The 20,176-nt window shown below is 57.8% G+C and carries 19 protein-coding genes; 11 read left to right on the forward strand and 8 right to left on the reverse strand.

The window, feature by feature from the left end:
• Window positions 1-84: 84 nt before the first annotated feature.
• Complete coding sequence (ettA, locus tag AC5FXY_RS09555; protein ID WP_493556438.1) at window positions 85-1,752, reverse strand: energy-dependent translational throttle protein EttA; 1,668 nt, start codon at window positions 1,750-1,752, stop codon at window positions 85-87.
• A 393-nt stretch (window positions 1,753-2,145) separates the two neighbouring features.
• On the opposite strand from ettA, the gene AC5FXY_RS09560 reads away from it, so the two are divergent.
• The 3 genes from AC5FXY_RS09560 to AC5FXY_RS09570 all read left to right on the forward strand — a co-directional run bounded on the left by AC5FXY_RS09560 (window position 2,146) and on the right by AC5FXY_RS09570 (window position 4,632).
• Complete coding sequence (locus AC5FXY_RS09560; protein ID WP_493556439.1) at window positions 2,146-3,450, forward strand: DUF349 domain-containing protein; 1,305 nt, start codon at window positions 2,146-2,148, stop codon at window positions 3,448-3,450.
• Between the two features lie 134 nt (window positions 3,451-3,584).
• A complete protein-coding gene (locus tag AC5FXY_RS09565) occupies window positions 3,585-3,806 on the forward strand; it encodes a DUF2795 domain-containing protein (protein ID WP_022821757.1) in 222 nt (73 codons plus the stop codon).
• Between the two features lie 70 nt (window positions 3,807-3,876).
• On the forward strand, window positions 3,877-4,632 hold the full coding sequence (locus tag AC5FXY_RS09570; RefSeq protein ID WP_493556440.1) for an ABC transporter ATP-binding protein: 756 nt from the start codon (window positions 3,877-3,879) through the stop codon (window positions 4,630-4,632).
• 13 nt (window positions 4,633-4,645) lie between these two features.
• Here the strand turns inward: AC5FXY_RS09570 and AC5FXY_RS09575 are convergent, their stop codons facing one another.
• From AC5FXY_RS09575 to AC5FXY_RS09590, 4 genes are all read right to left on the reverse strand, one after another.
• Window positions 4,646-5,860: a lycopene cyclase family protein gene (locus tag AC5FXY_RS09575; RefSeq protein WP_493556441.1), complete on the reverse strand. Its 1,215-nt coding sequence runs from the start codon at window positions 5,858-5,860 to the stop codon at window positions 4,646-4,648.
• Window positions 5,861-5,928: 68 nt separating this feature from the next.
• A complete protein-coding gene (locus AC5FXY_RS09580) occupies window positions 5,929-6,561 on the reverse strand; it encodes an RBBP9/YdeN family alpha/beta hydrolase (protein ID WP_493556442.1) in 633 nt (210 codons plus the stop codon).
• Between the two features lie 184 nt (window positions 6,562-6,745).
• Entirely contained in the window at window positions 6,746-7,609 is an 864-nt protein-coding gene (locus AC5FXY_RS09585) for an LOG family protein (RefSeq protein ID WP_493556443.1), read from the reverse strand.
• Between the two features lie 254 nt (window positions 7,610-7,863).
• Window positions 7,864-9,126, reverse strand: coding sequence for an ABC transporter permease (locus AC5FXY_RS09590; protein ID WP_493556444.1), 1,263 nt, complete (start codon window positions 9,124-9,126; stop codon window positions 7,864-7,866).
• A gap of 193 nt (window positions 9,127-9,319) precedes the next feature.
• Between AC5FXY_RS09590 and queA the strand changes: the two genes are divergently transcribed.
• Window positions 9,320-10,372: a tRNA preQ1(34) S-adenosylmethionine ribosyltransferase-isomerase QueA gene (queA, locus tag AC5FXY_RS09595; RefSeq protein ID WP_493556445.1), complete on the forward strand. Its 1,053-nt coding sequence runs from the start codon at window positions 9,320-9,322 to the stop codon at window positions 10,370-10,372.
• A gap of 78 nt (window positions 10,373-10,450) precedes the next feature.
• Here queA and AC5FXY_RS09600 read toward each other — a convergent pair whose 3' ends face one another.
• Window positions 10,451-10,855, reverse strand: a complete 405-nt coding sequence (locus tag AC5FXY_RS09600) for a hypothetical protein (protein ID WP_493556446.1) — start codon at window positions 10,853-10,855, stop codon at window positions 10,451-10,453.
• 145 nt (window positions 10,856-11,000) lie between these two features.
• On the opposite strand from AC5FXY_RS09600, the gene AC5FXY_RS09605 reads away from it, so the two are divergent.
• The 4 genes from AC5FXY_RS09605 to AC5FXY_RS09620 all read left to right on the forward strand — a co-directional run bounded on the left by AC5FXY_RS09605 (window position 11,001) and on the right by AC5FXY_RS09620 (window position 13,439).
• Window positions 11,001-11,696: a 2-C-methyl-D-erythritol 4-phosphate cytidylyltransferase gene (locus AC5FXY_RS09605; RefSeq protein ID WP_493556447.1), complete on the forward strand. Its 696-nt coding sequence runs from the start codon at window positions 11,001-11,003 to the stop codon at window positions 11,694-11,696.
• A 78-nt stretch (window positions 11,697-11,774) separates the two neighbouring features.
• Complete coding sequence (locus AC5FXY_RS09610; RefSeq protein WP_493556448.1) at window positions 11,775-12,575, forward strand: enoyl-CoA hydratase-related protein; 801 nt, start codon at window positions 11,775-11,777, stop codon at window positions 12,573-12,575.
• A 160-nt stretch (window positions 12,576-12,735) separates the two neighbouring features.
• Window positions 12,736-13,053: a hypothetical protein gene (locus AC5FXY_RS09615; RefSeq protein ID WP_493556449.1), complete on the forward strand. Its 318-nt coding sequence runs from the start codon at window positions 12,736-12,738 to the stop codon at window positions 13,051-13,053.
• A gap of 179 nt (window positions 13,054-13,232) precedes the next feature.
• Window positions 13,233-13,439 (forward strand): hypothetical protein, encoded by a 207-nt coding sequence (locus AC5FXY_RS09620; protein WP_493556450.1) that lies wholly within the window; start codon window positions 13,233-13,235, stop codon window positions 13,437-13,439.
• Window positions 13,440-13,452: 13 nt separating this feature from the next.
• Here the strand turns inward: AC5FXY_RS09620 and AC5FXY_RS09625 are convergent, their stop codons facing one another.
• Window positions 13,453-14,121, reverse strand: coding sequence for an SOS response-associated peptidase (locus AC5FXY_RS09625; RefSeq protein ID WP_493556451.1), 669 nt, complete (start codon window positions 14,119-14,121; stop codon window positions 13,453-13,455).
• Window positions 14,122-14,330: 209 nt separating this feature from the next.
• On the opposite strand from AC5FXY_RS09625, the gene AC5FXY_RS09630 reads away from it, so the two are divergent.
• Window positions 14,331-14,846, forward strand: a complete 516-nt coding sequence (locus tag AC5FXY_RS09630; RefSeq protein WP_493556452.1) for a hypothetical protein — start codon at window positions 14,331-14,333, stop codon at window positions 14,844-14,846.
• A gap of 18 nt (window positions 14,847-14,864) precedes the next feature.
• Here the strand turns inward: AC5FXY_RS09630 and AC5FXY_RS09635 are convergent, their stop codons facing one another.
• Entirely contained in the window at window positions 14,865-15,797 is a 933-nt protein-coding gene (locus AC5FXY_RS09635) for a LysR substrate-binding domain-containing protein (RefSeq protein ID WP_493556453.1), read from the reverse strand.
• 101 nt (window positions 15,798-15,898) lie between these two features.
• On the opposite strand from AC5FXY_RS09635, the gene AC5FXY_RS09640 reads away from it, so the two are divergent.
• Together AC5FXY_RS09640 and AC5FXY_RS09645 are read left to right on the forward strand one after the other, a co-directional pair.
• Window positions 15,899-17,410 carry a catalase gene (locus AC5FXY_RS09640; protein WP_493556454.1) on the forward strand — a complete coding sequence of 504 codons (1,512 nt, stop codon included), beginning with the start codon at window positions 15,899-15,901 and terminating at the stop codon, window positions 17,408-17,410.
• 678 nt (window positions 17,411-18,088) lie between these two features.
• On the forward strand, window positions 18,089-20,041 hold the full coding sequence (locus tag AC5FXY_RS09645; protein WP_493556455.1) for a T9SS type A sorting domain-containing protein: 1,953 nt from the start codon (window positions 18,089-18,091) through the stop codon (window positions 20,039-20,041).
• The last annotated feature ends 135 nt before the right edge of the window (window positions 20,042-20,176 follow it).

The raw sequence follows: 20,176 nt of genomic DNA on the forward strand, positions 1-20,176 counted from the left end.
CAACCTACTTCAAACGCAATCAACCCCGGCCACCATAGTAGCCGGGGTTGATTGCGTTTGAAGTATTAGGAAAACTTGAGGCGCTTAATTCAAGCTCCGGTACCGCACGCGCTTGGGCTCCACGTCGCCGAGGCGCTTCTTTTTGGCTTCCTCGTAGTCCGAGAAGTTGCCCTCGAACCACACCACCTGCGAGTCGCCTTCGAAAGCCAGGATATGCGTGGCCAGGCGGTCTAAGAACCACCGGTCGTGGCTGATGATAACGGCGCAACCAGCGAAGTTCTCCAGCGCGTCTTCCAGCGCCCGGATGGCATTCACGTCGAGGTCGTTGGTTGGTTCGTCGAGCAGCAGCAGGTTGGCGCCCTGCTTGAGCGTGGTGGCCAAGTGCACCCGGTTCCGCTCGCCGCCGGAGAGGGAGCCGACTTTCTTTTCCTGGTCGCCGCCGCGGAAGTTGAAGTTGCTTACGTAGGCACGGGAGTTCACCTGCCGGCCGGCCAGCAGCATGGTTTCGGTGCCACCCGAGATGGTTTCGAACACCGACTTGTTGGGCTCCAGCGTGTCGTGCTGCTGATCCACGTAAGCCGTTTGCACGGTGGGGCCAACTACAAACGTCCCTGCATCGGGCTCCATTTGGCCGGTGATGAGGCGGAACAGCGTGGTTTTGCCGGCGCCGTTCGGGCCGATGATGCCCACGATACCGCCCTGCGGCAGGTTGAAAGACAGGTTCTCAAACAGCAGCTTGTCGCCGAAAGCCTTGGTCAGCCCTTCCGCCTCAATTACCTGGGTGCCCAGGCGCGGGCCATCCGGAATGAACAACTCCAGCTTTTGCTCCTTCTCACGGGCATCGGCCGTTACCATTTTGTCGTAGCCGGCGAGGCGCGCCTTGCTCTTGGCCTGACGCGCTTTGGGGGCCATGCGCACCCATTCCAGCTCGCGCTGCAGCGTCTTCTGGCGCTTGCTTTCGGTCTTTTCTTCCTGCGCCAGGCGGTTGGCCTTTTGCTCCAACCACGAAGAGTAGTTGCCTTTCCACGGGATGCCTTCGCCGCGGTCCAGCTCTAGAATCCAGCCGGCCACGTTGTCGAGGAAGTACCGGTCGTGGGTTACGGCTATTACGGTGCCTTTGTACTGCTGCAAGTGCTGCTCCAGCCACAGCACCGATTCGGCGTCCAAGTGGTTGGTAGGTTCGTCGAGCAGCAGCACGTCGGGCTCCTGGAGCAGCAGGCGGCACAGGGCCACGCGGCGCTTTTCCCCACCCGAAAGGTTGCCGATGATGGCGTCGGCTGGGGGCGTGCGCAGAGCATCCATGGCGCGCTCCAGCTTCGAGTCGAGGTTCCAGGCGTCGAGCTGATCGAGGCGCTCCTGCACCACGCCTTGGCGCTCCAGCAGCTTGTCGAAGTCGGGGTCTTCGCCGCCGAACGCTTCGTTGATTTCCTCGAATTCCTTCAGCAGTGCTACCGTTTCGGCGGTGCCTTCCTGCACCACTTCCAGTACGGTTTTGGTGGGGTCGAGCTGGGGCTCCTGCTCCAGGTAGCCCACCGAGTAGCCCGGCGACCAAACCACGTCGCCCTGAATCTGCTTGTCGACGCCGGCAATAACCTTCAGCAAGGAAGATTTACCCGAGCCGTTCAGACCGAGCACGCCAATCTTGGCGCCGTAGAAAAACGAGAGGTAGATGTTTTTGAGAACCTGTTTTTGGGGCGGGTAAACCTTGCTTACCCCCGCCATGGAGAAAATAATGGTGGGCTGGTCGCTCATGCAGAAAAGGAATTGTAGAGGTATAGTGCCGGATGCTACCCGGCGCTGGGGCGGCCGCGCCAAGGCGGTGTTGTGCGGCTCCGGCCGGCCATCGTTGGTGGCCACGCCCAGCTTCGCTCAGCGCAACCTGGCGCCGTTTCACAAAGCTACACCGCGCCCGGCACAGATTCACGAACCCTCAAGACTTGCTTCGTATCCCATATTAGATGCAACTTCCGGCAGCCGAGGCCCTCTTCCAGCGTGGAAATGCACGTCGGCTTATGTTTCCATCATCTTCCGCTTCTCAAGTCACCGTATTTTTTACACCGCCAAGTCCCTGCGAAACCCGTAAACTTGTGCGTTTTCGCTTCCCGCCACCCACCACCACACTCCTCTCCAGGACGTCTTATCCGTATGGAACAGCAAGAGCAGCTGCTCAATCAAGCTCGCCAGTTTGGTTATATCGAGGGCGACCAAGTATGGCTTCGCCCGTTCATGGACCTGCCGGCGCGCCAGGTTGGCCAGGTAAAAGACACCGAAGACGCCGCCCTGCTGTACTTCGCGCAGCGTTTCGAGAGCTTCCGCGGCAAGGTCGATGACCTGTTGTCACGCATCGAAGAATCCGAGAACAAAGGCTCCTTCCTGATGAAGGCCCTGCACCTAAAGGAGCAGATTGCCTCCTACGACGGCCTCGGCGACTTCACCATGCTGCACCAGCGCCTCACCGATGCCGAAGAGCACATTCGCACCCTGGTAGCCCGCAACCGCGAGAAAAACCTCGCCACCAAGGTGAACCTCATCGAAGAAGCTGAGTCGCTACGCGACACCATTGATTGGCAAGCCGGCGGCGAGAAGCTTAAGGAACTGCGCCAAGCATGGATCAAAACTGGTCCGGTAAGCAAAGAGCTGACCGACGAGATGGAGGAGCGCTTCCAGGCCGCCATCGAGGACTTCTACGTGCGGAAGAAAGCTTTCCAGGCCGATAAAAAGGCCATGACCAACCGGGCTTTCGAGAAGTACAAGTCACTCATTCACAAATCCGAAGCCCTGCAGAACTCCGAAGACTGGGAAGGCACCACCGCCCAGCTTAAGCAGCTGCAACAGGAATGGAAGGAAGTGGGCGGCTCGCTACCGCGCAAGACAGCCAACGACCTGTGGACGCGATTCCGCGCTGCCCACAACCGCTTCTTTGATCGGCTTAAGGAACACATCAGCTCCAAGCGCAGCGAGGCCAAAGACCAGTACATGGACGATAACCTCGGCCGCAAGCGGGCCTTGGTAGCCGAGGCTGAAGCCTTGCTGGAGCGCCCCATGCACGAGGCCGTGACCCGCGCCAAAGAGCTGCAGGCCGCTTGGAAAAAAGTGGGCCCGGTGCGCGGACCCGAGTCGGATCAGGTGTGGGAGCATTTTCTCGCCGCCTGCGACAAGGTGTTTGAACTCAGCTCCTTGGAGCACTACATCCGCAAGCGCCAGCCGCAGGAAGGGCCCAAGCCTGCCCCGCAGGAGCAGTACACCCAGCGCGTTACGGCGTTGCGCGAATTCATCAAGTACGACCGGCAGGAACAGCAGGTACTGGAGGAAAACCTCGGCAAGCTCAACGACTCGCCCGGCAACGAAGCCTTCCGCACCATGCTGCAAAGCAAAATCCGGGCGTTTGAGCGGAAAATCCGCACCAAAAACGACCTCATTGAGCTCTTGCGGCAGCGCTACCAGCAATAACCCAACATTTCATCGCCTTTTACGTTGTCCAAACGCCTGTCGACCTGACGCATTGGCGCACAGCCTCCCGACGGCAACATTTTTGTTAGCGTTCCACCGCTGCTTTATCCACTCATTTTACGCACAACCTGACTATGTACTGGACCCTTGAACTCGCCTCGTATCTGGAAGATGCTCCCTGGCCTGCCACCAAGGATGAGCTCATCGACTACTCGATCCGCTCGGGCGCCCCGATGGAGGTAGTTGAGAATCTGCAGGCCCTTGAAGACGACGGCCAGCCTTACGAGAGCATCGAGGAGGTATGGCCGGATTATCCGACCAAAGAAGACTTTATGTTCAACGAGGACGAATACTAAGGCTAGAAGCTAAAGCTGGACATCAGAAGCGGGGACCGTGCTCAACCGACGCATTTGCGTCTCACCTCTCATGCCTGACTTTGCACTTCTGATTGAAAATTTGGTTGCGGGGTACGAACAACGGGTTCTGCTCCGCAACCTTTTTTTGTCCGTTCCGGCGGGAACGTTCGTGGCCATTGTGGGCCATAACGGTGCCGGTAAAACCACCCTTTTCCGGGTACTCACAGGCCAACTGCCTTACTCCGGGCAAGTGCAGCTGCAGGGCCACGACCTGCGACAGGTACGCCGCCCCGCCGCCGAAGGTGTTCTGGCTCATCTGCCGCAGCGCAACGCCGTCAGCTTTCCCATTGACGTGCGGGAACTAGTCGTCATGGGCCGCTTCCGGCAGCAGCGCGGGTTGTTGGCCGGCTACAACTCCCAAGATTATGCTTTGGCTGACGAGGCCCTGGCGCAAGTAGGCGCTACGCATCTCGCGCATCGCAATTTCACGCTGTTATCGGGGGGCGAGCAGCAACTGGTATGGCTGGCGCAGCTCCTGCTGCAGGATGCCGCGCTGTGGCTGCTCGACGAGCCCACCCAGCAACTGGATGTGTATTACCGCCGGCGCGTGTTTGGCCTGCTGCAGCGCTGGGTGCAGGAACGGCAAAAAACCATTCTTTGCATAACCCACGACTTGGATCAGCTGCCCAAGCTGCCCGGTTACCTGCTGAACCTCTCGGCCCCCGAACCAGAACTGGAACTGATCAGCGAGGCTAGCGTAGCCGCCGCCCGCGAATGGCTGGAGGATGAAGCTAGCTTAGGCTTTGAATTAAGAACCAAGAATTGAGATTCGCCCCGCTTTACGGTTGGGGTTGTCTCAGCACGTTTCCAAGCGCATCACCTTTCTCTTTCCGCTTGCCTGGCTGGCCGCGCAGTACGTGCACGATAGACTGCAGAAATGGCCAAGGCGTGACCGAGTTCATAACTTGCAGGTTCTCTGTCCACGTCGTCCGTTCGTCCAGAAAATCCAGAATACGCTCCACCGGGTTGCGTGCAAACAACTCGGAGAAGATGGTACTTGTTCGCTCTCCTTCCCGCTGCATAATATCGAGCAGCAACGTATCGAAAAGGCGAAATTGCCACTGGTCATTGGTAAGGTTGGGGGGCAGGGCGCCGGTGCTGGCCAGGGCCTTGGTAAGGTGCGCAGCATGCTGCTGCATGCGCCGAAACGCGTAGCCGGTACTGGCTTTTACCCGACCACCCCGGGTACCCAGGTGCACAATATTTGGCCCGGCTTGCGCGGCAAACACATGATCGGTCATGGGAATGGCACCGGCTTCGGTTTCGCGGATGCGGTAGGGCCGGCCGCTCAGCAGCTCGTGCAGGTAAGTGCGCAGCGCCACCTCGTATTCCTCACGTTCTAGAAGCGTGGCTGAAAACAAGGTGTACTCCACCAGCGCCCTGCGGGCCGTGAACGGCAACACATACACAAAGCGGCATTCATGCTGTTGCGGCACCCGGAAATCCATAAACAAGGGAGTGGCTGCGTCGAAAGCGTCAAAATCCGTCTCAATCTCCCAACCGACAAAGTGCTGCCATAGGTAGCGCCGGCTGGAAAGCCGCTGCACCTGCGGCGGGCGGCTATCAAAAGCGTAGTGGGCTGTGAAGGCCCCGGCAGCAGTGTGGGCCGTAACACTGTTTCCATCGTCATCGAGCCGCTCCACGGCGGCCTGCACCCGAACAAACTGCTCCGGGCGCCGGGCCAGCTCGGCCTGCACAAACTCATAAAAGTCGAGGCCGCGCAGGGTGCAGTAACGGTAGCGGCCCAGGGGCAATGTCACGTCCAACTGCGGACTTCGGAAGGCCAGTTGCTGCCATTGGCCGGCCAGGATGCCGTCGTAGGGCGTGGGCTCGTCTACCCAAAACGACCACGTGCGGTCGTTCTGGTCTTTGCGCGCGGGCTCCAGCAGCAGCACGCGCTTGTGGCGCAGGCGCGGCTCTTGGCTGATGTAGTAGGCGAGGCTCAGGCCTGCCGCGCCGCCGCCGGCGAGCAGGTAATCAAAATCGGGAGTCACAGCCACAAAAGAACACCGGCGGCCCGATTGTTCGAGCCGACAGTGCTGGAGAAGTACGCAATAATGCGTTACCTGTTGGATGCCAGAGGCATTGCAAACGCACCCGTCAGGTCGCGTACGGTGTCCCGCACATCGAAATCCAGAGTAGAGCTGAAGTGCTGACGGCTGTGCAGGATGGTCACGCGGGCGCGCAGGCGCTCTACCCACAGCAGCTCGTTTTGCTGAAAGCCGGAGGTGTACGGGTCGTCATCGGAGAGCAGCACCATCAATTGGTCTTCGGGAATAAGCTGCCGAGCTTTTTCGTAGTCGATGGGCGCGTTCATCCAGTTCAGGATGTCCTGCCACGGGCTATCCACCATAAACCAACCAGCCACGCACAGCACCCCTCCCACGCGGGCCGCGGGCTGCTGCTCGGCTACGCGGGCCAGATAGTGCAGAATGGCCAGACAGCCCACGCTGTGACCTATCAGGTACACATCTTCACGGAGCAGCCGCTCTGGCGGCAGCACCTGCGCCAAGTGGTCGACGGCCTGCTCGATAACCGGCAATTCCCAAGAGGGCATATCCAGCAGGTGTACCTGGTACGTGCAGCCGTCTTCCGCTGCTACGGCTTCTAATTGGTATTTCAGCCAAGGATACCAGTCGCTGGCGCTATTGCCACCCCAACGGGGCACTAAGTAGACGTGTTTTGTAATGGGCATACATGAGTGGTGCAACAAGTGTTGAAGAGCAATAGTGGCGGTTGGGGGTTGTCGGTAAAAAACCCCTACAATATAGTACTTATTATATATATTAATTTACCCTTATTGATTCTTGGCAAAAACAAAACCCCTGGCGGTAGGCCAGGGGTTTTGTTTTTGGGGCGCAGTTGCGCAGGCCGGCAGCTTAGAAGTTCGGCGAGAGTACGTACTTGCTGTAGAACTCGTCGATGATTTTCACGGCTTCGGCCGCGTCGTCCACGATCTGTACCAGCTGCATGTCCTCGGGCGAGATGTTGTGCTCTTCGTGCAGCATCACCTCTTCGATCCACTTAAACAGCCCGTTCCAGTACGCCGTGCCCACCAGCACGATGGGGAAGCGGCCAATTTTGCGGGTCTGAATCAGGGTAATAGCTTCGAACAGTTCGTCCAAGGTGCCGAAGCCGCCGGGCATGCCAATAAAGCCCTGGGCGTACTTCACGAACATCACCTTGCGCACGAAGAAGTAGTCGAAGTTGATGACTTTGTCCGGGTCGATGTAGATGTTATGCGTCTGCTCGAAAGGAAGTTCGATGTTGAGACCTACTGACTTACCACCCTCAGAGCGGGCACCTTTGTTACCGGCTTCCATGATGCCGGGGCCACCACCGGTGATTACACCGTAGCCGTGGCGCACCAGCTTGGCCGCAATTTCTTCGGCCATCTGGTAATAAGGATTGTCGGGCTTGGTGCGGGCCGAACCGAAAATGGATACGCACGGGCCGATTTTGGACATCTTTTCGAAGCCCTCCACGAACTCGGCCATTACCTTGAAGATCTGCCAGGAGTCGGCAATCTTAATCTCGTTCCAGTCCTTATCGACGAACGCCTTGCGGATGCGCTGCTCGTCGTCCAGCTGAACGGTTCGTTCGCCGTGAGACTTCTCGCGCAGGTCGCTGATGGTGGTAGCCTTGTTCGCGTTGACGTCGGGCTGAACAATGGTCTTGCCGCTACCTGCGTTGTGCGCTTCTTCCTGAAGGTTGGTTTTGCTGGTTTTTTTCAGTTTGGTCATAGCCACGCTGATGAATGGGCCGGTCGGCCTTCGGAGTTGCTTGCTCGCACGGATTCGGGCGCGGCAGACCGGCAGTGAAAAAGTGGGAAATGAATGGGCAAAAGAAAGGCCGCTCTGCCCCTACGGGCACAGCGACCAAAAGTATGGGCGGCCAAGTTAACAATTTGTTAATATTAGCCTAGCATAGATGGTCGAATTGTTATTTGGCGGTTTGTCCAAAAAGACCTCCGAAGGTAACAATTTAAGCGCGGTTGCTACTTCGAGCGGATGGCAATAACCGGGTCCATCATGGCCGCCACCACGGCCGGAATAATGCCCGAAATGACCCCAATCAGCACCGACAGGCCCAAGCCCAGTGCAATCCGGTTGGCCGACATAAACATCTTCAGAGCATCCTGCGGTATCAGCGTAACCAGCCACACCAGGAACAAACCGGCCGCCCCACCGATCAGGCACAAGAACACGGCTTCAAACAGGAACTGCGCCAGGATGAAGTAATTCTTTGCCCCGAGCGACTTTTGAATGCCAATAATGTTGGTGCGCTCCTTCACCGATACAAACATGATGTTGGCAATGCCGAAACCACCCACCAGAATAGCGAACGAGCCGATAACAGCGCCGGCTACTCCAATCACACTGAACAGCTTGGTAATGGCATCGGCCAGCATTTCTGGCCGGTTTAGGGCGAAGTCGTCTTCTTCCCGCGGCTTCAGCCCCCGGATGGTGCGCATAGCGCCTTGCACTTCCGATTCCAGATTGAGCAGCCCAGGGTCATCGTCGCGTCCTTTTACGCCGATGGTGGCCTGCGCCCCACCCATGCTACCGGTGCTCAGCGCAAACATTTTGGTGAATGACCCAAGCGGCACCAGGCAGTTGGTGTCGTTACTGGGCGTATCGAGCAGCTTTTTACCTTCCTTCTCCATCACGCCTACGATGGTAAACCGCTGACCATGCACCCGAAACTCGCGCCCGACGGCCGAGCCGTTGGGGTACAGGTTATGAGCAATGTCGTATCCCACCACCGCTACGTTACGAGCCGCTTCCACTTCCTGGGGAGTGAAATAGCGCCCTTCCTGCACCGGCACGTCCGATACCTGCCGGTAGTCGTACGTTACGCCCTGCATGGCGATGCTCTCCACGCTGTTGGAGCCGGATTTGAGCGTGTTGCCGCCGCGCGCCGCAAATACGGCTACTCCCAGGTGGTTTTCCGGCGTGAGCATGCGTTGCAGCATCCGAAACTCACGCACCGTGGGATTGGGGCGATTAAAGTACTTCCACCACGGGTAGTCACCACCGAAGGCCCACGGCCATTTCTGCACGTAGATGACCTTGTCGCCTACAAAGTTCATGCTCTGGCGGATGCTGGCTTCCAGCGAATCGACCACCGTAAACACGGAGATGATGGCGAAGATGCCGACTGTAACCCCCAGCAACGACAAAATCGTGCGCAACAGATTGGCTCTCAGTGCCTGCCAGGCGAAACGGAAACTCTCAAACGTTAGGCGCAGGGTTTTCATCCAATAGATGGGTAACTAGTTAAACGGCTGCTTGTTCTCAGGACTCCTGAACGGCCAACCATTTCACCATTCAGCCATTTAACCATCAATTTCTGAGCTGAAAGTAACGATATATCCGGACGGGTTCCGTACTTTTGCAACTCGAAAATTTTGCGTATTCTCCCCGTCCTTTTGCCTGTCCTAAACGCCGGCCATGAAACTCTCCGAGTTCAAGTTTGATCTGCCCGAAAACCTGATTGCACAGCACCCCGCCAAAAACCGCGACGAGTCGCGCCTGATGGTGGTGCATCGCGACAGCGGGCGCATCGAGCACCGCACCTTCAAAGATATCATTGAGTACTTCGACGACGGCGACGTTTTCGTGGTGAATGACACAAAGGTGTTTCCTGCCCGTCTCTACGGCAACAAAGAAAAGACCGGCGCTAAGATAGAGGTATTCCTGCTGCGCGAACTGAACAAAGAGCTGCACCTGTGGGATGTGCTGGTAGACCCAGCTCGTAAAATCCGCGTTGGTAATAAGCTGTACTTCGACGACGATGGCATCATGGTCGCCGAAGTTATCGACAACACTACCTCGCGCGGTCGTACCATCAAGTTCCTGTACGACGGCCCCGAGGAAGACTTCTACAAAGCGCTGCACGACCTGGGCGAAACTCCGCTGCCTAAAGAGGTGATTTCGCGCGACCCGGAAGCTGCTGACAAGGAGCGTTATCAGACCATCTACGCCAAGCACACGGGCGCCGTAGCGGCCCCGTCGGCGGGTCTGCACTTCACCCGTGAAGTAATCAAGCGCCTCGAAATCAAAGGCGTGGACATGGTCCCGGTAACCTTGCACGTAGGCCTGGGTACTTTCCGCCCCGTGGACGTGGAAGACCTGACCAAGCACAAGATGGACTCGGAAAACTTCATGGTACCGACGGATTCGGCCACGGTAGTGAACCGCGCCCTCGATGCCAAGAAGCGCGTATGCGCCGTGGGTACCACCACCATGCGCGCCATGGAGTCGTCGGTATCGGCCAACGCCCGCCTGAAGCCCACGGAAGGCTGGACCGACCGGTTTATCTTCCCTCCCTACGACTTCAAGATTGCCAACACGCTGCTGACCAACTTCCACTTACCGGAAAGCACGCTGATGATGATGGCTGCCGCCTTCTCCGGCTACGACCTGCTGGCGGAAGCGTACAAAACCGCTATTAAGGAGAAGTACAAGTTCTTCACCTACGGCGACGCCATGCTGATTCTATAAGTCATAGCCTTACGGCTACTTGTTAAAGCCCGACCGTACTTGTACGGCCGGGCTTTTGCTTTCCAGTTAAACCAAGGTTTAAGCAGACGAAGCAGACGCGTCTGTCACCGTATCCGGTTTTTGGGAAATGAGTAGCTCATCGACTTGCAGCCGCCTTATGGTGAGCTGATCGATTTCCATGATCTTCAGCTGGGCCTGTACCACGCTGAGGCGCCGAATAGCTACTACTCCCAACGCCAGCGCGCCGACGGCCAGCGCGCCGATAGCCGCGGCACCCACTGCCAGGGCGCCGCGTGCGCCGGCCCCAAGCGCCGAAGCGCCCACAGCCTGCGCGCCGATGGCAGAAGCACCAATAGCCGATGCTCCGACGGCTTGGGCCCCGATGACCTGCCGCGCCAATGTTTGCGCTGTACCGGCGCCTTCGCAACAAGAAGCTGCGTTTGAAATCTGAGTGGGGAAAGAGTTGCTGTCAGCTGGATTCATAGCACTAGCAAATGGCTGATGAGGCTGTTAAGAAACGACGTTAATGTAACCGGAGCGGTACCCTCGGCGCTGGGATTTTTCGGGGCCGCAGCGGCCCGTGCGCTACTTTTGCTCACGACACCTTTTCCGGCGCTGCCTTTAGCTTATGGATCTTCCGCGTTTTGTCATCATCGTTGCCGGTGGCACTGGCACGCGTATGGGCGCCGACCGCCCCAAGCAATTTTTGGAGCTGCTGGGCCAACCGGTGCTACTTCATACGCTTCGCCGCTTTGCCGAGCCACTCCTACGCGTGCAACGGCTGGTGGTAGTATTGCCCCAGGACCAGTTTGAGGTGTGGCAAGAACTACACGCGCAACATGCCCCGGAGCTGCAGCACGAGGTGGTAGCTGGCGGCGCGACCCGCTGGGCCTCGGTACGCAAGGGCCTGGCGCAGCTGGCCAACGAGCCGACAGGCGTGGTAGCCGTGCACGACGGCGTACGGCCCCTCACACCGCTGAAAGTTATTGAAGGCACTTACTTAGCTGCTGAACAGCACGGAGCCGCCGTGGCAGCCGTGGCACCTAAGGACTCGGTGCGCGGCCTGGCCGCCAAAGGGTCTTACGCGCTGGACCGCTCCCGCTTGCGCTTGGTTCAGACGCCGCAGTGCTTTGAGTTGGAGCTGCTGCGTCGGGCTTACCAGCTGCCAGAACTGCCCACCTTTACTGACGATGCCAGCGTGGTGGAAGATCTGCACCCCATTCAGCTGGTGGAAGGCGATTACGCCAACCTCAAAATCACGACGCCGGAAGACCTGGTGCTGGCCGAAGCGCTGCTGCGTGCCGATCAGCGGTCCAGCCGCTAGCGGCCGTCGGTCAGAGCGGTACCCCGCCGCGGCGCTGGCCCGCTTTGCTAACTTGCGCTTCTATCACTCTCCTACCCCATGTCGAACTACTCCTGCCTGCTGTACGAGGTGCGCCCCGATGGCGTGGCCACCATCACCCTGAACCGCCCCGACGTATTCAATGCCTTCAACGACGCCCAGAGCTACGAGCTGCAGGACGCGCTGAAGCAGGTAGCCCTCGACGCGCAAGTGCGGGCCGTGGTGCTGACGGGCGCCGGTCGCGCCTTCTGCTCGGGCCAAGATCTGAAGGCCTCGCAGCAGGCCGAAGCTGATGGCAACCCTAGTTCCTTTTACGACGCCCTGCACAAGCGCTATAACCCTATTATTCGTGCTATGCGCACGCTGCCCAAGCCCATCATCTGCCGCCTCAACGGCGTGGCGGCCGGCGCCGGCTGCTCGCTCGCACTGGCCTGCGACGCCATCGTGGCCTCATCGGATGCTTCGCTGATTGAGGTGTTCATCAATATTGGCTTGGTGCCGGATTCCGGCTCTTCGTATTTTCTGCCGCGCATCGTGGGCTCTCTCAAGGCATTTGAACTGTGCACGCTCGGCTCCAAGGTACCCGCCGACGAAGCGCGGCGCCTGGGTCTCGTGAATCAGGTGGTAGCACCCGAGCAGCTTGATGAAGCCGCTTATGGTTTGGCGTCGCGCTATGCTTCTGCGCCCACCAAGGCCATTGGCCTGATCAAGCAGATGCTCAATAAAGCCGGCTCTGCTACGCTGGATGAGATGCTGGACTACGAAGCTGATTGCCAGCAGATTGCTGGTGAAAGCGACGACTACAAGGAAGGTGTGCTGGCCTTCAGCGAAAAGCGCAAGCCTGTATTTCAGGGTCAATAACCCGTGTTACTGCTGCCCGGGACTGACACTTAACGCTGCGGATCAAAAAACTCCTCGCCCAAGCGTAGCCTTGGCGGGGAGTTTTGCGTACATCCCCCTCGCGGCCCTTCCGCATGGGAGGGGCTTCTGCCACAGCCAACCCCTACTCATTTTACCTGCTATGGAAAATCAGCTCCCGCAAAACCTGGACAAAATTCTGCCCGAGGACATTGCCCGCACTTTTGAGAGTGCCTATCATGTGATTCAAGGTAACAACGACCACGTAGAAGATTTGCTACGCCACGGTGGTGCCCTGCTGCGCAAAGCCAGCCAGCGGCTGACCCCCACCCAAATTGTACTTGGCATTGCGGTACTGGCCGTGGGCACGGTAGTGGTCCTGACCAAATACTCCGATCAGATTCAGGATGCCATCGAGGATATGACCGACGGTGATGGTCCCAACAATCAATCGGGCAACAAGCAAAACAAGAATAAATAGACTGGTTTTCAGCCAGTAAAGTCAATAATTAACAAAACCCCGCCTAGCTGCCTGATCGGTAGTTAGGCGGGGTTTTGTGCATTTCACATCTTCATGTGATTGCACTTAGGCAGGTCGAGGCTGTAATCTTGCATCACAAATAAGTCAAACGCCACAACAAAATCCAACCTCTACCTGCTATGAAAACGCTTTGCCTTACCCTCCTCGTTGCTGTGCTGGCCGCTGCTCCGTTTGAAGCCTCGTTCGCGGCGCCGGCTTCAGTAGAAACCACCGCTGTGCTCCACGCCGATAATGCTGATGCATTCGGTGGCTTCAAATTCAAGCGCAAAAAGCGGAAGAAGAACCGCGCTTTAGCTAAGCGTCGGCGTCACCTGCGGGGCTTCTAGGTTCATCCGCTTTTTATGCCGCCGCAGGCTCCAGCACCGAAGGGTCGTTATGAGCCGGGGAATTGACGCGTGTGGTCACGGCGTATTCCCGCAGCAAGCCGTCGGGCAACGGGCGCAACAGCGCCTGGTGCTCGGCGGCTGTTGCGTCTTCGGCCAGCCAAGCTAGTTCGGCGGCACGGTCGGGTAAGATGACGGGCATGCGGTTGTGCAAGCGGGCCATCAACTCATTGGGCTCGGTGGTGACGATGGTGAATGTGGGTACTACTTCACCAGTGCTGCGGTCGGCCCATTCATCCCACAACCCGGCAAAAGCAAAAGGCTGCTCATCGCTGCGTAGGATGCGGTGCGGAATCTTACCGCGCTCCGTTTGCTGCCATTCGTAGAAACTATCGGCCAGCACCAGGCAGCGACGACGCTGCAGCAGCTGCCGAAACGAAGGCTTCTCGCCCAGCGTCTCGGCGCGGGCATTGATAGGCTTGGGAGCTTGTTGCAAGTCTTTCACCCACGCCGGAATCAACCCCCACTGCACCATCCGAATTTCGTGCGGGGCCAGGTTGGTAACGATGGGCATGCGCTGCGAAGGAGCAGCGTTGTAAGTACCGGTAGCCGGCTCGGTGAAAGTGGCATCGAAACGCTGTTCCACGGTGGGAGCCGGTGTGATGAAGGTGTAACGTCCACACATAAACAAAGGGTAAGCAGTGCTGATTCTTTCCTCAAACGCAGATGAGCGAAGCAAGATATCTTTGGTTATAGCTCAACTGTGCTGATTGTTCTTTTTCCCGGCTAAAGGGCTTATATTTACAGTATAATAATCAGCGTCTTGCACTAATCAAAGGCCAACTTAAAAGGCCCCTTAGTCAGACCCATTCCTTACTGCGCATTCGGCTTTTTATGCCCGCCCTTGACACCTTGCACCATAGCCCTGAGCTATCCATTGCTTACGACCGCCGCAACGAATGGCTGTACTTAGAATGGCGTGGCAAACACGACGAAGCGAGCGTGCGGCAGGGCTGCTCGCTACTGCTGCAGTACATCGCGGAAATGAAGTGCCACAAGGTGCTCACCACCGATACGCTGACGAATGCTTCGGCGGACTTTTTGAACGACTGGCAAATGGACCGCAGTTCGGAGGGTGGCTCTTGGGAAAGTGCGGCGTCTTGGCTAGGCAGTGAGTTTTACCAATTGCTGGCCAATTCGGGCCTGCAGTACCTCGCCTGGGTGAATTCGGCCAGCTACGTCAACCGCCGGGCAGCCAACGCGGCCCTGGCCGTCAGTGAAGCCCTCCAGCTAAACCAGGGTCACTTACTCATCGTGACCTTCGACGACGTGGCCACGGCTTACGAATGGCTGCGCCACCGCAAGGTTCGGCCGGCATCGGCAGTCTATGCCCAACCGATGCTGCACTAGGCCACCTTACCACGCTACTTATTTCCACCGGATTTTCTGGCCGGCCCCGCGGGCGTGCAGCCGCTCGGGCGTACGCTGCAGGATGATGTCGCGCAGCGTACCGAGCAGTGGCAACCGCACAAAGCTGTGATGCACCACTAGGCTCACCTCGCGCACCGGCTCGGGCGCTTCGAAGCGTTTTACCATGGGGTTGCGGTCGATTTCATCGAGTACCGATAGTTCGGGCACCAGCGTGTAACCACGGTTTTGCCGCACCAGCTGCTTAAGTGTTTCGATGGAACCGCTTTCGTAAGTAAAGGGCCGCTGTTCCTGGGCTGCCGCTGGCGTGCAGATGTTGAGCACTTGGTGACGAAAGCAGTGCCCTTGTTGCAAGAGCCACATTTCGTGCGCCTGCAGGTCGGTGGGCCGAACGCAGGTTTGCGGGTATAAGGGGTGCGCTTCGGCTACATAAGCGAGGAATGGCTCCTCCAAGACTGGTACTTCTTGCAAAGCCCGGTCGTCGAGCGGCGTGATGAGCAGGCCGACGTCGAGTTGATTGGCTTTCAGTCGCTGCAGAATCTGTTCGGTTTGCAGCTCTTCCACCAGCACGCGTAGCTGCGGATGACGCTCCACCAGCTCCAACAGAAACAACGGCACGAGATAAGGCGCCAGCGTGGGAATTACTGCCAGTCGCAACTCCCCGATCAGCTCGCCTTTTTCCAATTGCACCGCCTCGCGCAGCTGTTTTACGGTCCGCAGTACTTCACGTGCGTGCTGCACCACCTTCATTCCAACGCCAGTAGGCTCGATGCCAGCTTTGGTACGGTGAAAGAGCAGCACCCCAAGTTCGTCTTCCAGCTTTTGCACCTGCATGCTAAGCGTAGGCTGCGTGACAAAGCACTTTTCGGCTGCCAACACAAACTGCCGGTGCGTGTCGAGGGCTATTAGATACTCAAGCTGTTGGATTGTCATATAAACATTATCTATTCTGATATCAAAAATATCGATTTCATTTATAAACCCTTGCCTAACACATTTGCAGCACCTCAACAGAAACCCAAACGCTGCTTACGATGTCCGACAACACCCATCCCAATCGCCTTACCACTGCTTCGGGCCGTCCCATCTGGGACAATCAGAATTCTGTATCGGTAGGCCAGCGCGGCCCATTGCTGCTGCAAGACTACCTGCTCCACGAAAAGCTAGCGCACTTCAACCGGGAGCGACTGCCAGAGCGCGTAGTACACGCCAAGGGCTCGGGCGCTTACGGCACCTTTACCGTGACGCAAGATCTGACGCGCTTTACCCGTGCCAAACTGTTTTCGGAGGTAGGCAAACAGACGCGCGTGTTTCTGCGCTTTAGCACCGTGGGCGGCGAGAAAGGCTCGGCCGACACCGAGCGCGACCCGCGCGGTTTCGCCGTGAAGTTTTACACCGAAGACGGCAACTGGGACCTGGTGGGCAACAACACGCCGGTGTTCTTCATCAAAGACCCGGTGAAGTTTCCCGACTTCATACATACGCAAAAGCGCGACCCGTTCACCAACTGCAAGTCGCCCACAGCCGTGTGGGACTTCTGGAGTCTGAACCCCGAGTCACTGCACCAGGTGCTCATCCTGATGTCGGACCGGGGCACGCCCTACGGCTACCGCCACATGCACGGGTTCGGTTCGCACACCTTCTCCTTAATTAATCAGGACAACGAGCGGGTGTACGTGAAATTCCACTTCATCACGGAGCAGGGCATCAAGAACTTCTCGGCCGACGAGGCCACGGAAATGAAAGGCCTCGACCCCGACTTCGCACAGCGCGACTTGGTAGAAGCCATTGAGCGGGGTGACTTCCCGCGCTGGACGCTGAAGGTGCAGCTCATGACCGAAGCTGAAGCGGAAACCTTCCGCTGGAACCCCTTCGACTTAACCAAAGTGTGGCCCAAGGCCGACTTCCCGCTGCACGAGCTGGGCGTACTGGAGCTGAACGAAAACCCAGTGAATTACCACGCCCATGTGGAGCAGTCGGCCTTTGCGCCGGCGCACGTGGTGGACGGCATCGGCTACTCACCCGACCGTATGCTGCAGGGCCGCATCCTCTCCTACCCCGACGCGCAGCGCTACCGCCTGGGCGGCAACTATGAGCAATTGCCCGTAAACCGCTGCCCTTACGCCACCAACAACTACCAGCGCGACGGCCTGATGGCCCTCGGCGACAACAGCGGCGCCGGCCCCAATTACTTCCCCAACTCATTTAACGGCCCGCAGGAAGACCGCACCGTAGGCGAGCCAGCCGAGCACCTCTCCGGACTTGCTGCCCGCCACGACCGCAACGCACCCGGCGAAGACGACCACTACACGCAGCCCGGCAACTTGTACCGCCTGCTCGACGCGGGTGCGCAGCAGCGCCTGGTGCAGAACATCGTGGGCGCTATGAGCGGCATCAGCGGCCCGAAACGTGACGAAATCATCAACCGCCAGCTTTGCCACTTCTTCCGCGCCGACCTCGGCCTTGGAATGGCCGTGGCGCAAGGCCTGGGCGTGAACGTATCAATGCCGGCGCAGCACACCCCAGTTGCCACAGTCACAGTGTAAGAGGGCGGGAATAGAAGGTTAACTCATTACACCTAAAAAGCCGGTCCTACTGGGACCGGCTTTTTTGTTTTGCTGCTAACTGGAACCCCAGAGCCGAACTGATAATGAACATCACGGCTTGGCTATCGGTCTTACCTAAGCCCCGCACGGCTTAAGACAAGGCTACGCTCAGCCTATAACACCTTCTTGCGCGTAGCCTGGAATTTCTTCAATTGCGGATCGATCTGATTTTTGTCGCCTACCACCACTATAGTCATGGACTCCGGCCGGATCTACTTCTTCGCCGTTTCGCTGATCTGTTCCAGCGTCACGGCGAAGGAGTTCTTAACCTGACCCGTTAGGCACGAATCGAGCAGGCCGTGAAAGTGTTCCTTAACTGCCCTGAAGTAGTTTGCCGCCTCGTATTTGCCTTTAAGTTCCGTATTCGATGCATAGCTCTGTTCTCTTATCAAGGCATCTGATTTTACTACTTCCACCAATACTTCTTCTGTTTGGGTCGCAAAGCATTTATAGCTCTGGAAAGCTCGCTATATTAGGCCACTGCTAATTCCAATTGCGGAATTTCCTCACTCACATCATTTTTCATTTACTCATTTTGCAATGACAGAATTCTACTCGTCTTCCTTGCTGTCCAAAAAGGCTCGAACCAGGCTTACAGCATTGGCAGCAGCGCTATTTATGGCTCCTGCAGCCGCTTGGGCACAAGCTCCCGCCAACGACGACTGCGCGGGCGCAATACAGATTACACCCAGTGCGGCTTGTACGCCTGTGAGCGGCACCGTAACGGGCGCCACCCAAAGCCAAGCACCTATTGCCTGCGCTGGCTTCACAGCAAGCACGGCCCAGGACGTATGGTACAGCTTCACGGCCACTGGCACTTCGCACGCTATCAACGTCACTAGCTCTTTCGACGGCGTTTTGGAAGTACTAAGCGGCGCTTGCGGTTCGTTAACGAACGTAGGTTGCGCCGACGCAAACGCCGGCGGTAATGAATCCCTGACTCTCACTTCGCTGACAGTAGGCACTACGTACCGCTTCCGCTATTACCCGTACACCGCCAACCCAACCAACGGCGCCATTACGGTATGCGTAGGCCAGCCTGTCACCGCTCCAGCCAATGACAACCCGACGGGCGCCATTTCCCTCCCGGTTAGTGCCACATGCACACCGGTTAATGGCACCAACGCCGGCGCTACCACCACCACGCCCAACGGCTATGTCAATCCTGGTGCAGCACCTAACACCTGCGGTATTGCGGTTAACCCAAGGGACGTGTGGTACTCGTTTACCACCGCTGCTAGCGGCCCCGGTAGCACTTCAGCTCGTATTCAGGTAACTGGCGCTCCGGCCGGTTACATCCGCTTGTTCTCCAGCACTTCGGGAGCAGCAGGCCCGTTCACGGAAAGAGCCTGCGCCTCTGGCGGAGCCAACAACACGGTATCAGCTCCGCTGGCGGCTACAGGCCTCACGCCGAGCACGACCTACTACGTGTCAGTAGCTGGCTACGGCTCCGCTGATACGCAGGGTGCTTTCACTATCTGCGTCACTACCATTCCCGACAACGACGCTGAGGTTCAGACCATTTACTCGCTGGGCAAAGCTCCTGTTGGCGCTGCGCAGACAGTACAGGCGGTAGTTCGTAATGCTGGTTCCCAAGCTCTGACCGGTGTTCCGGTTACACTCACCGTTTCGGGGGCCACTACTTTTACCAACTCGCAGCTAATTGCTTCGCTGGCGCCTGGCGCCACGGCCACGGTTACGTTTGCCGCCTTCACGCCTGCTGCCACCGGCAACAACACGCTGACGGTTTCGCTGCTACCCGATGATGTGGTGGCCAACAACACCCGCACTTACCAGCAAATCGTAACGACGAACACCTTCAGCTACGCCAACAACACCGCTCTCAACCCGCAACTGAGCGTTGGCTTCGGTGCAACCGCAACGGGGGCTTTCGTGGTGCGCTACAACACGACTGTAGCCCGCTCACTCACTGCAGTAATCGCAGCTTTGGCCGACCCGAACACCGTGGGCAACACGGTATACGGAGTTTTGGTGAGCTCCACGGGTACCCTTATTGCCCGCACGCCTAACTATGTAGTCACGGCTGCCGACATTGATCAGCGCAAGACCTTCAACTTCGCTACGCCTGTAGCCATTGCTGCTGGCAACTTCTACGTTGGCTTGGTGCAGACTGCTGCCACTGGTGCCCGCTACTTCCCGATGGGTACGTTGCCGGAAACGCCCACCCGCACCGGTACCTTCTACACCATCAACACCTTCGGGGCTACTGGTGGCACCTTGGCTGATGCCGCTTCGGCCAACTTGGGCGTGTTTGTAGTGGAGGCAGTAGCCAACACCGTGACTGGTACCTCCGCCGCGCTCGACCGTGCCATCAGCCTGTTCCCAAACCCAAGCAATGGCTTGGTAACGCTGGAGGTGCGCGGAGCCAATGCCAAGGCCGGCATGGAAGTACTCGTAATGAATACGCTCGGCCAGACGGTACACAAGGCAACCATCCGCGACAACTTCGAGAATAAGCTCGACCTGTCGAACCTGGCAGCCGGCGTGTACATGATGAAAGTAAAAATGGGCGATGAATACACAATTCGTCAGCTCTCGTTGACGAAGTAATAACTCGTTTCGTCTTGGGAGTCGAAGCACTATGTGCTTCGACTCCGCCTTTGAAAAGAAAAACCCGTTTCCTGATCAGGAAACGGGTTTTTCTTTTCAACTCACTTATTACGAAATAAGAACAAGCTCCTGCAC

This window comes from Hymenobacter sp. FMD4 (assembly GCF_058932745.1).

Coding starts and splice junctions, on each gene's coding strand:
- queA (WP_493556445.1), top strand. CDS start 9,320: ATGAAACTCTCCGAGTTCAAGTTTGATCTGCCCGAAAACCTGATTGCA.
- AC5FXY_RS09640 (WP_493556454.1), top strand. CDS start 15,899: ATGTCCGACAACACCCATCCCAATCGCCTTACCACTGCTTCGGGCCGT.
- AC5FXY_RS09625 (WP_493556451.1), bottom strand. CDS start 14,121: ATGTGTGGACGTTACACCTTCATCACACCGGCTCCCACCGTGGAACAG.
- AC5FXY_RS09590 (WP_493556444.1), bottom strand. CDS start 9,126: ATGAAAACCCTGCGCCTAACGTTTGAGAGTTTCCGTTTCGCCTGGCAG.
- AC5FXY_RS09635 (WP_493556453.1), bottom strand. CDS start 15,797: ATGACAATCCAACAGCTTGAGTATCTAATAGCCCTCGACACGCACCGG.
- AC5FXY_RS09570 (WP_493556440.1), top strand. CDS start 3,877: ATGCCTGACTTTGCACTTCTGATTGAAAATTTGGTTGCGGGGTACGAA.
- AC5FXY_RS09560 (WP_493556439.1), top strand. CDS start 2,146: ATGGAACAGCAAGAGCAGCTGCTCAATCAAGCTCGCCAGTTTGGTTAT.
- AC5FXY_RS09615 (WP_493556449.1), top strand. CDS start 12,736: ATGGAAAATCAGCTCCCGCAAAACCTGGACAAAATTCTGCCCGAGGAC.
- AC5FXY_RS09620 (WP_493556450.1), top strand. CDS start 13,233: ATGAAAACGCTTTGCCTTACCCTCCTCGTTGCTGTGCTGGCCGCTGCT.
- AC5FXY_RS09600 (WP_493556446.1), bottom strand. CDS start 10,855: ATGAATCCAGCTGACAGCAACTCTTTCCCCACTCAGATTTCAAACGCA.
- AC5FXY_RS09630 (WP_493556452.1), top strand. CDS start 14,331: ATGCCCGCCCTTGACACCTTGCACCATAGCCCTGAGCTATCCATTGCT.
- AC5FXY_RS09565 (WP_022821757.1), top strand. CDS start 3,585: ATGTACTGGACCCTTGAACTCGCCTCGTATCTGGAAGATGCTCCCTGG.
- AC5FXY_RS09605 (WP_493556447.1), top strand. CDS start 11,001: ATGGATCTTCCGCGTTTTGTCATCATCGTTGCCGGTGGCACTGGCACG.
- AC5FXY_RS09645 (WP_493556455.1), top strand. CDS start 18,089: ATGGCTCCTGCAGCCGCTTGGGCACAAGCTCCCGCCAACGACGACTGC.
- AC5FXY_RS09580 (WP_493556442.1), bottom strand. CDS start 6,561: ATGCCCATTACAAAACACGTCTACTTAGTGCCCCGTTGGGGTGGCAAT.
- ettA (WP_493556438.1), bottom strand. CDS start 1,752: ATGAGCGACCAGCCCACCATTATTTTCTCCATGGCGGGGGTAAGCAAG.
- AC5FXY_RS09610 (WP_493556448.1), top strand. CDS start 11,775: ATGTCGAACTACTCCTGCCTGCTGTACGAGGTGCGCCCCGATGGCGTG.
- AC5FXY_RS09585 (WP_493556443.1), bottom strand. CDS start 7,609: ATGACCAAACTGAAAAAAACCAGCAAAACCAACCTTCAGGAAGAAGCG.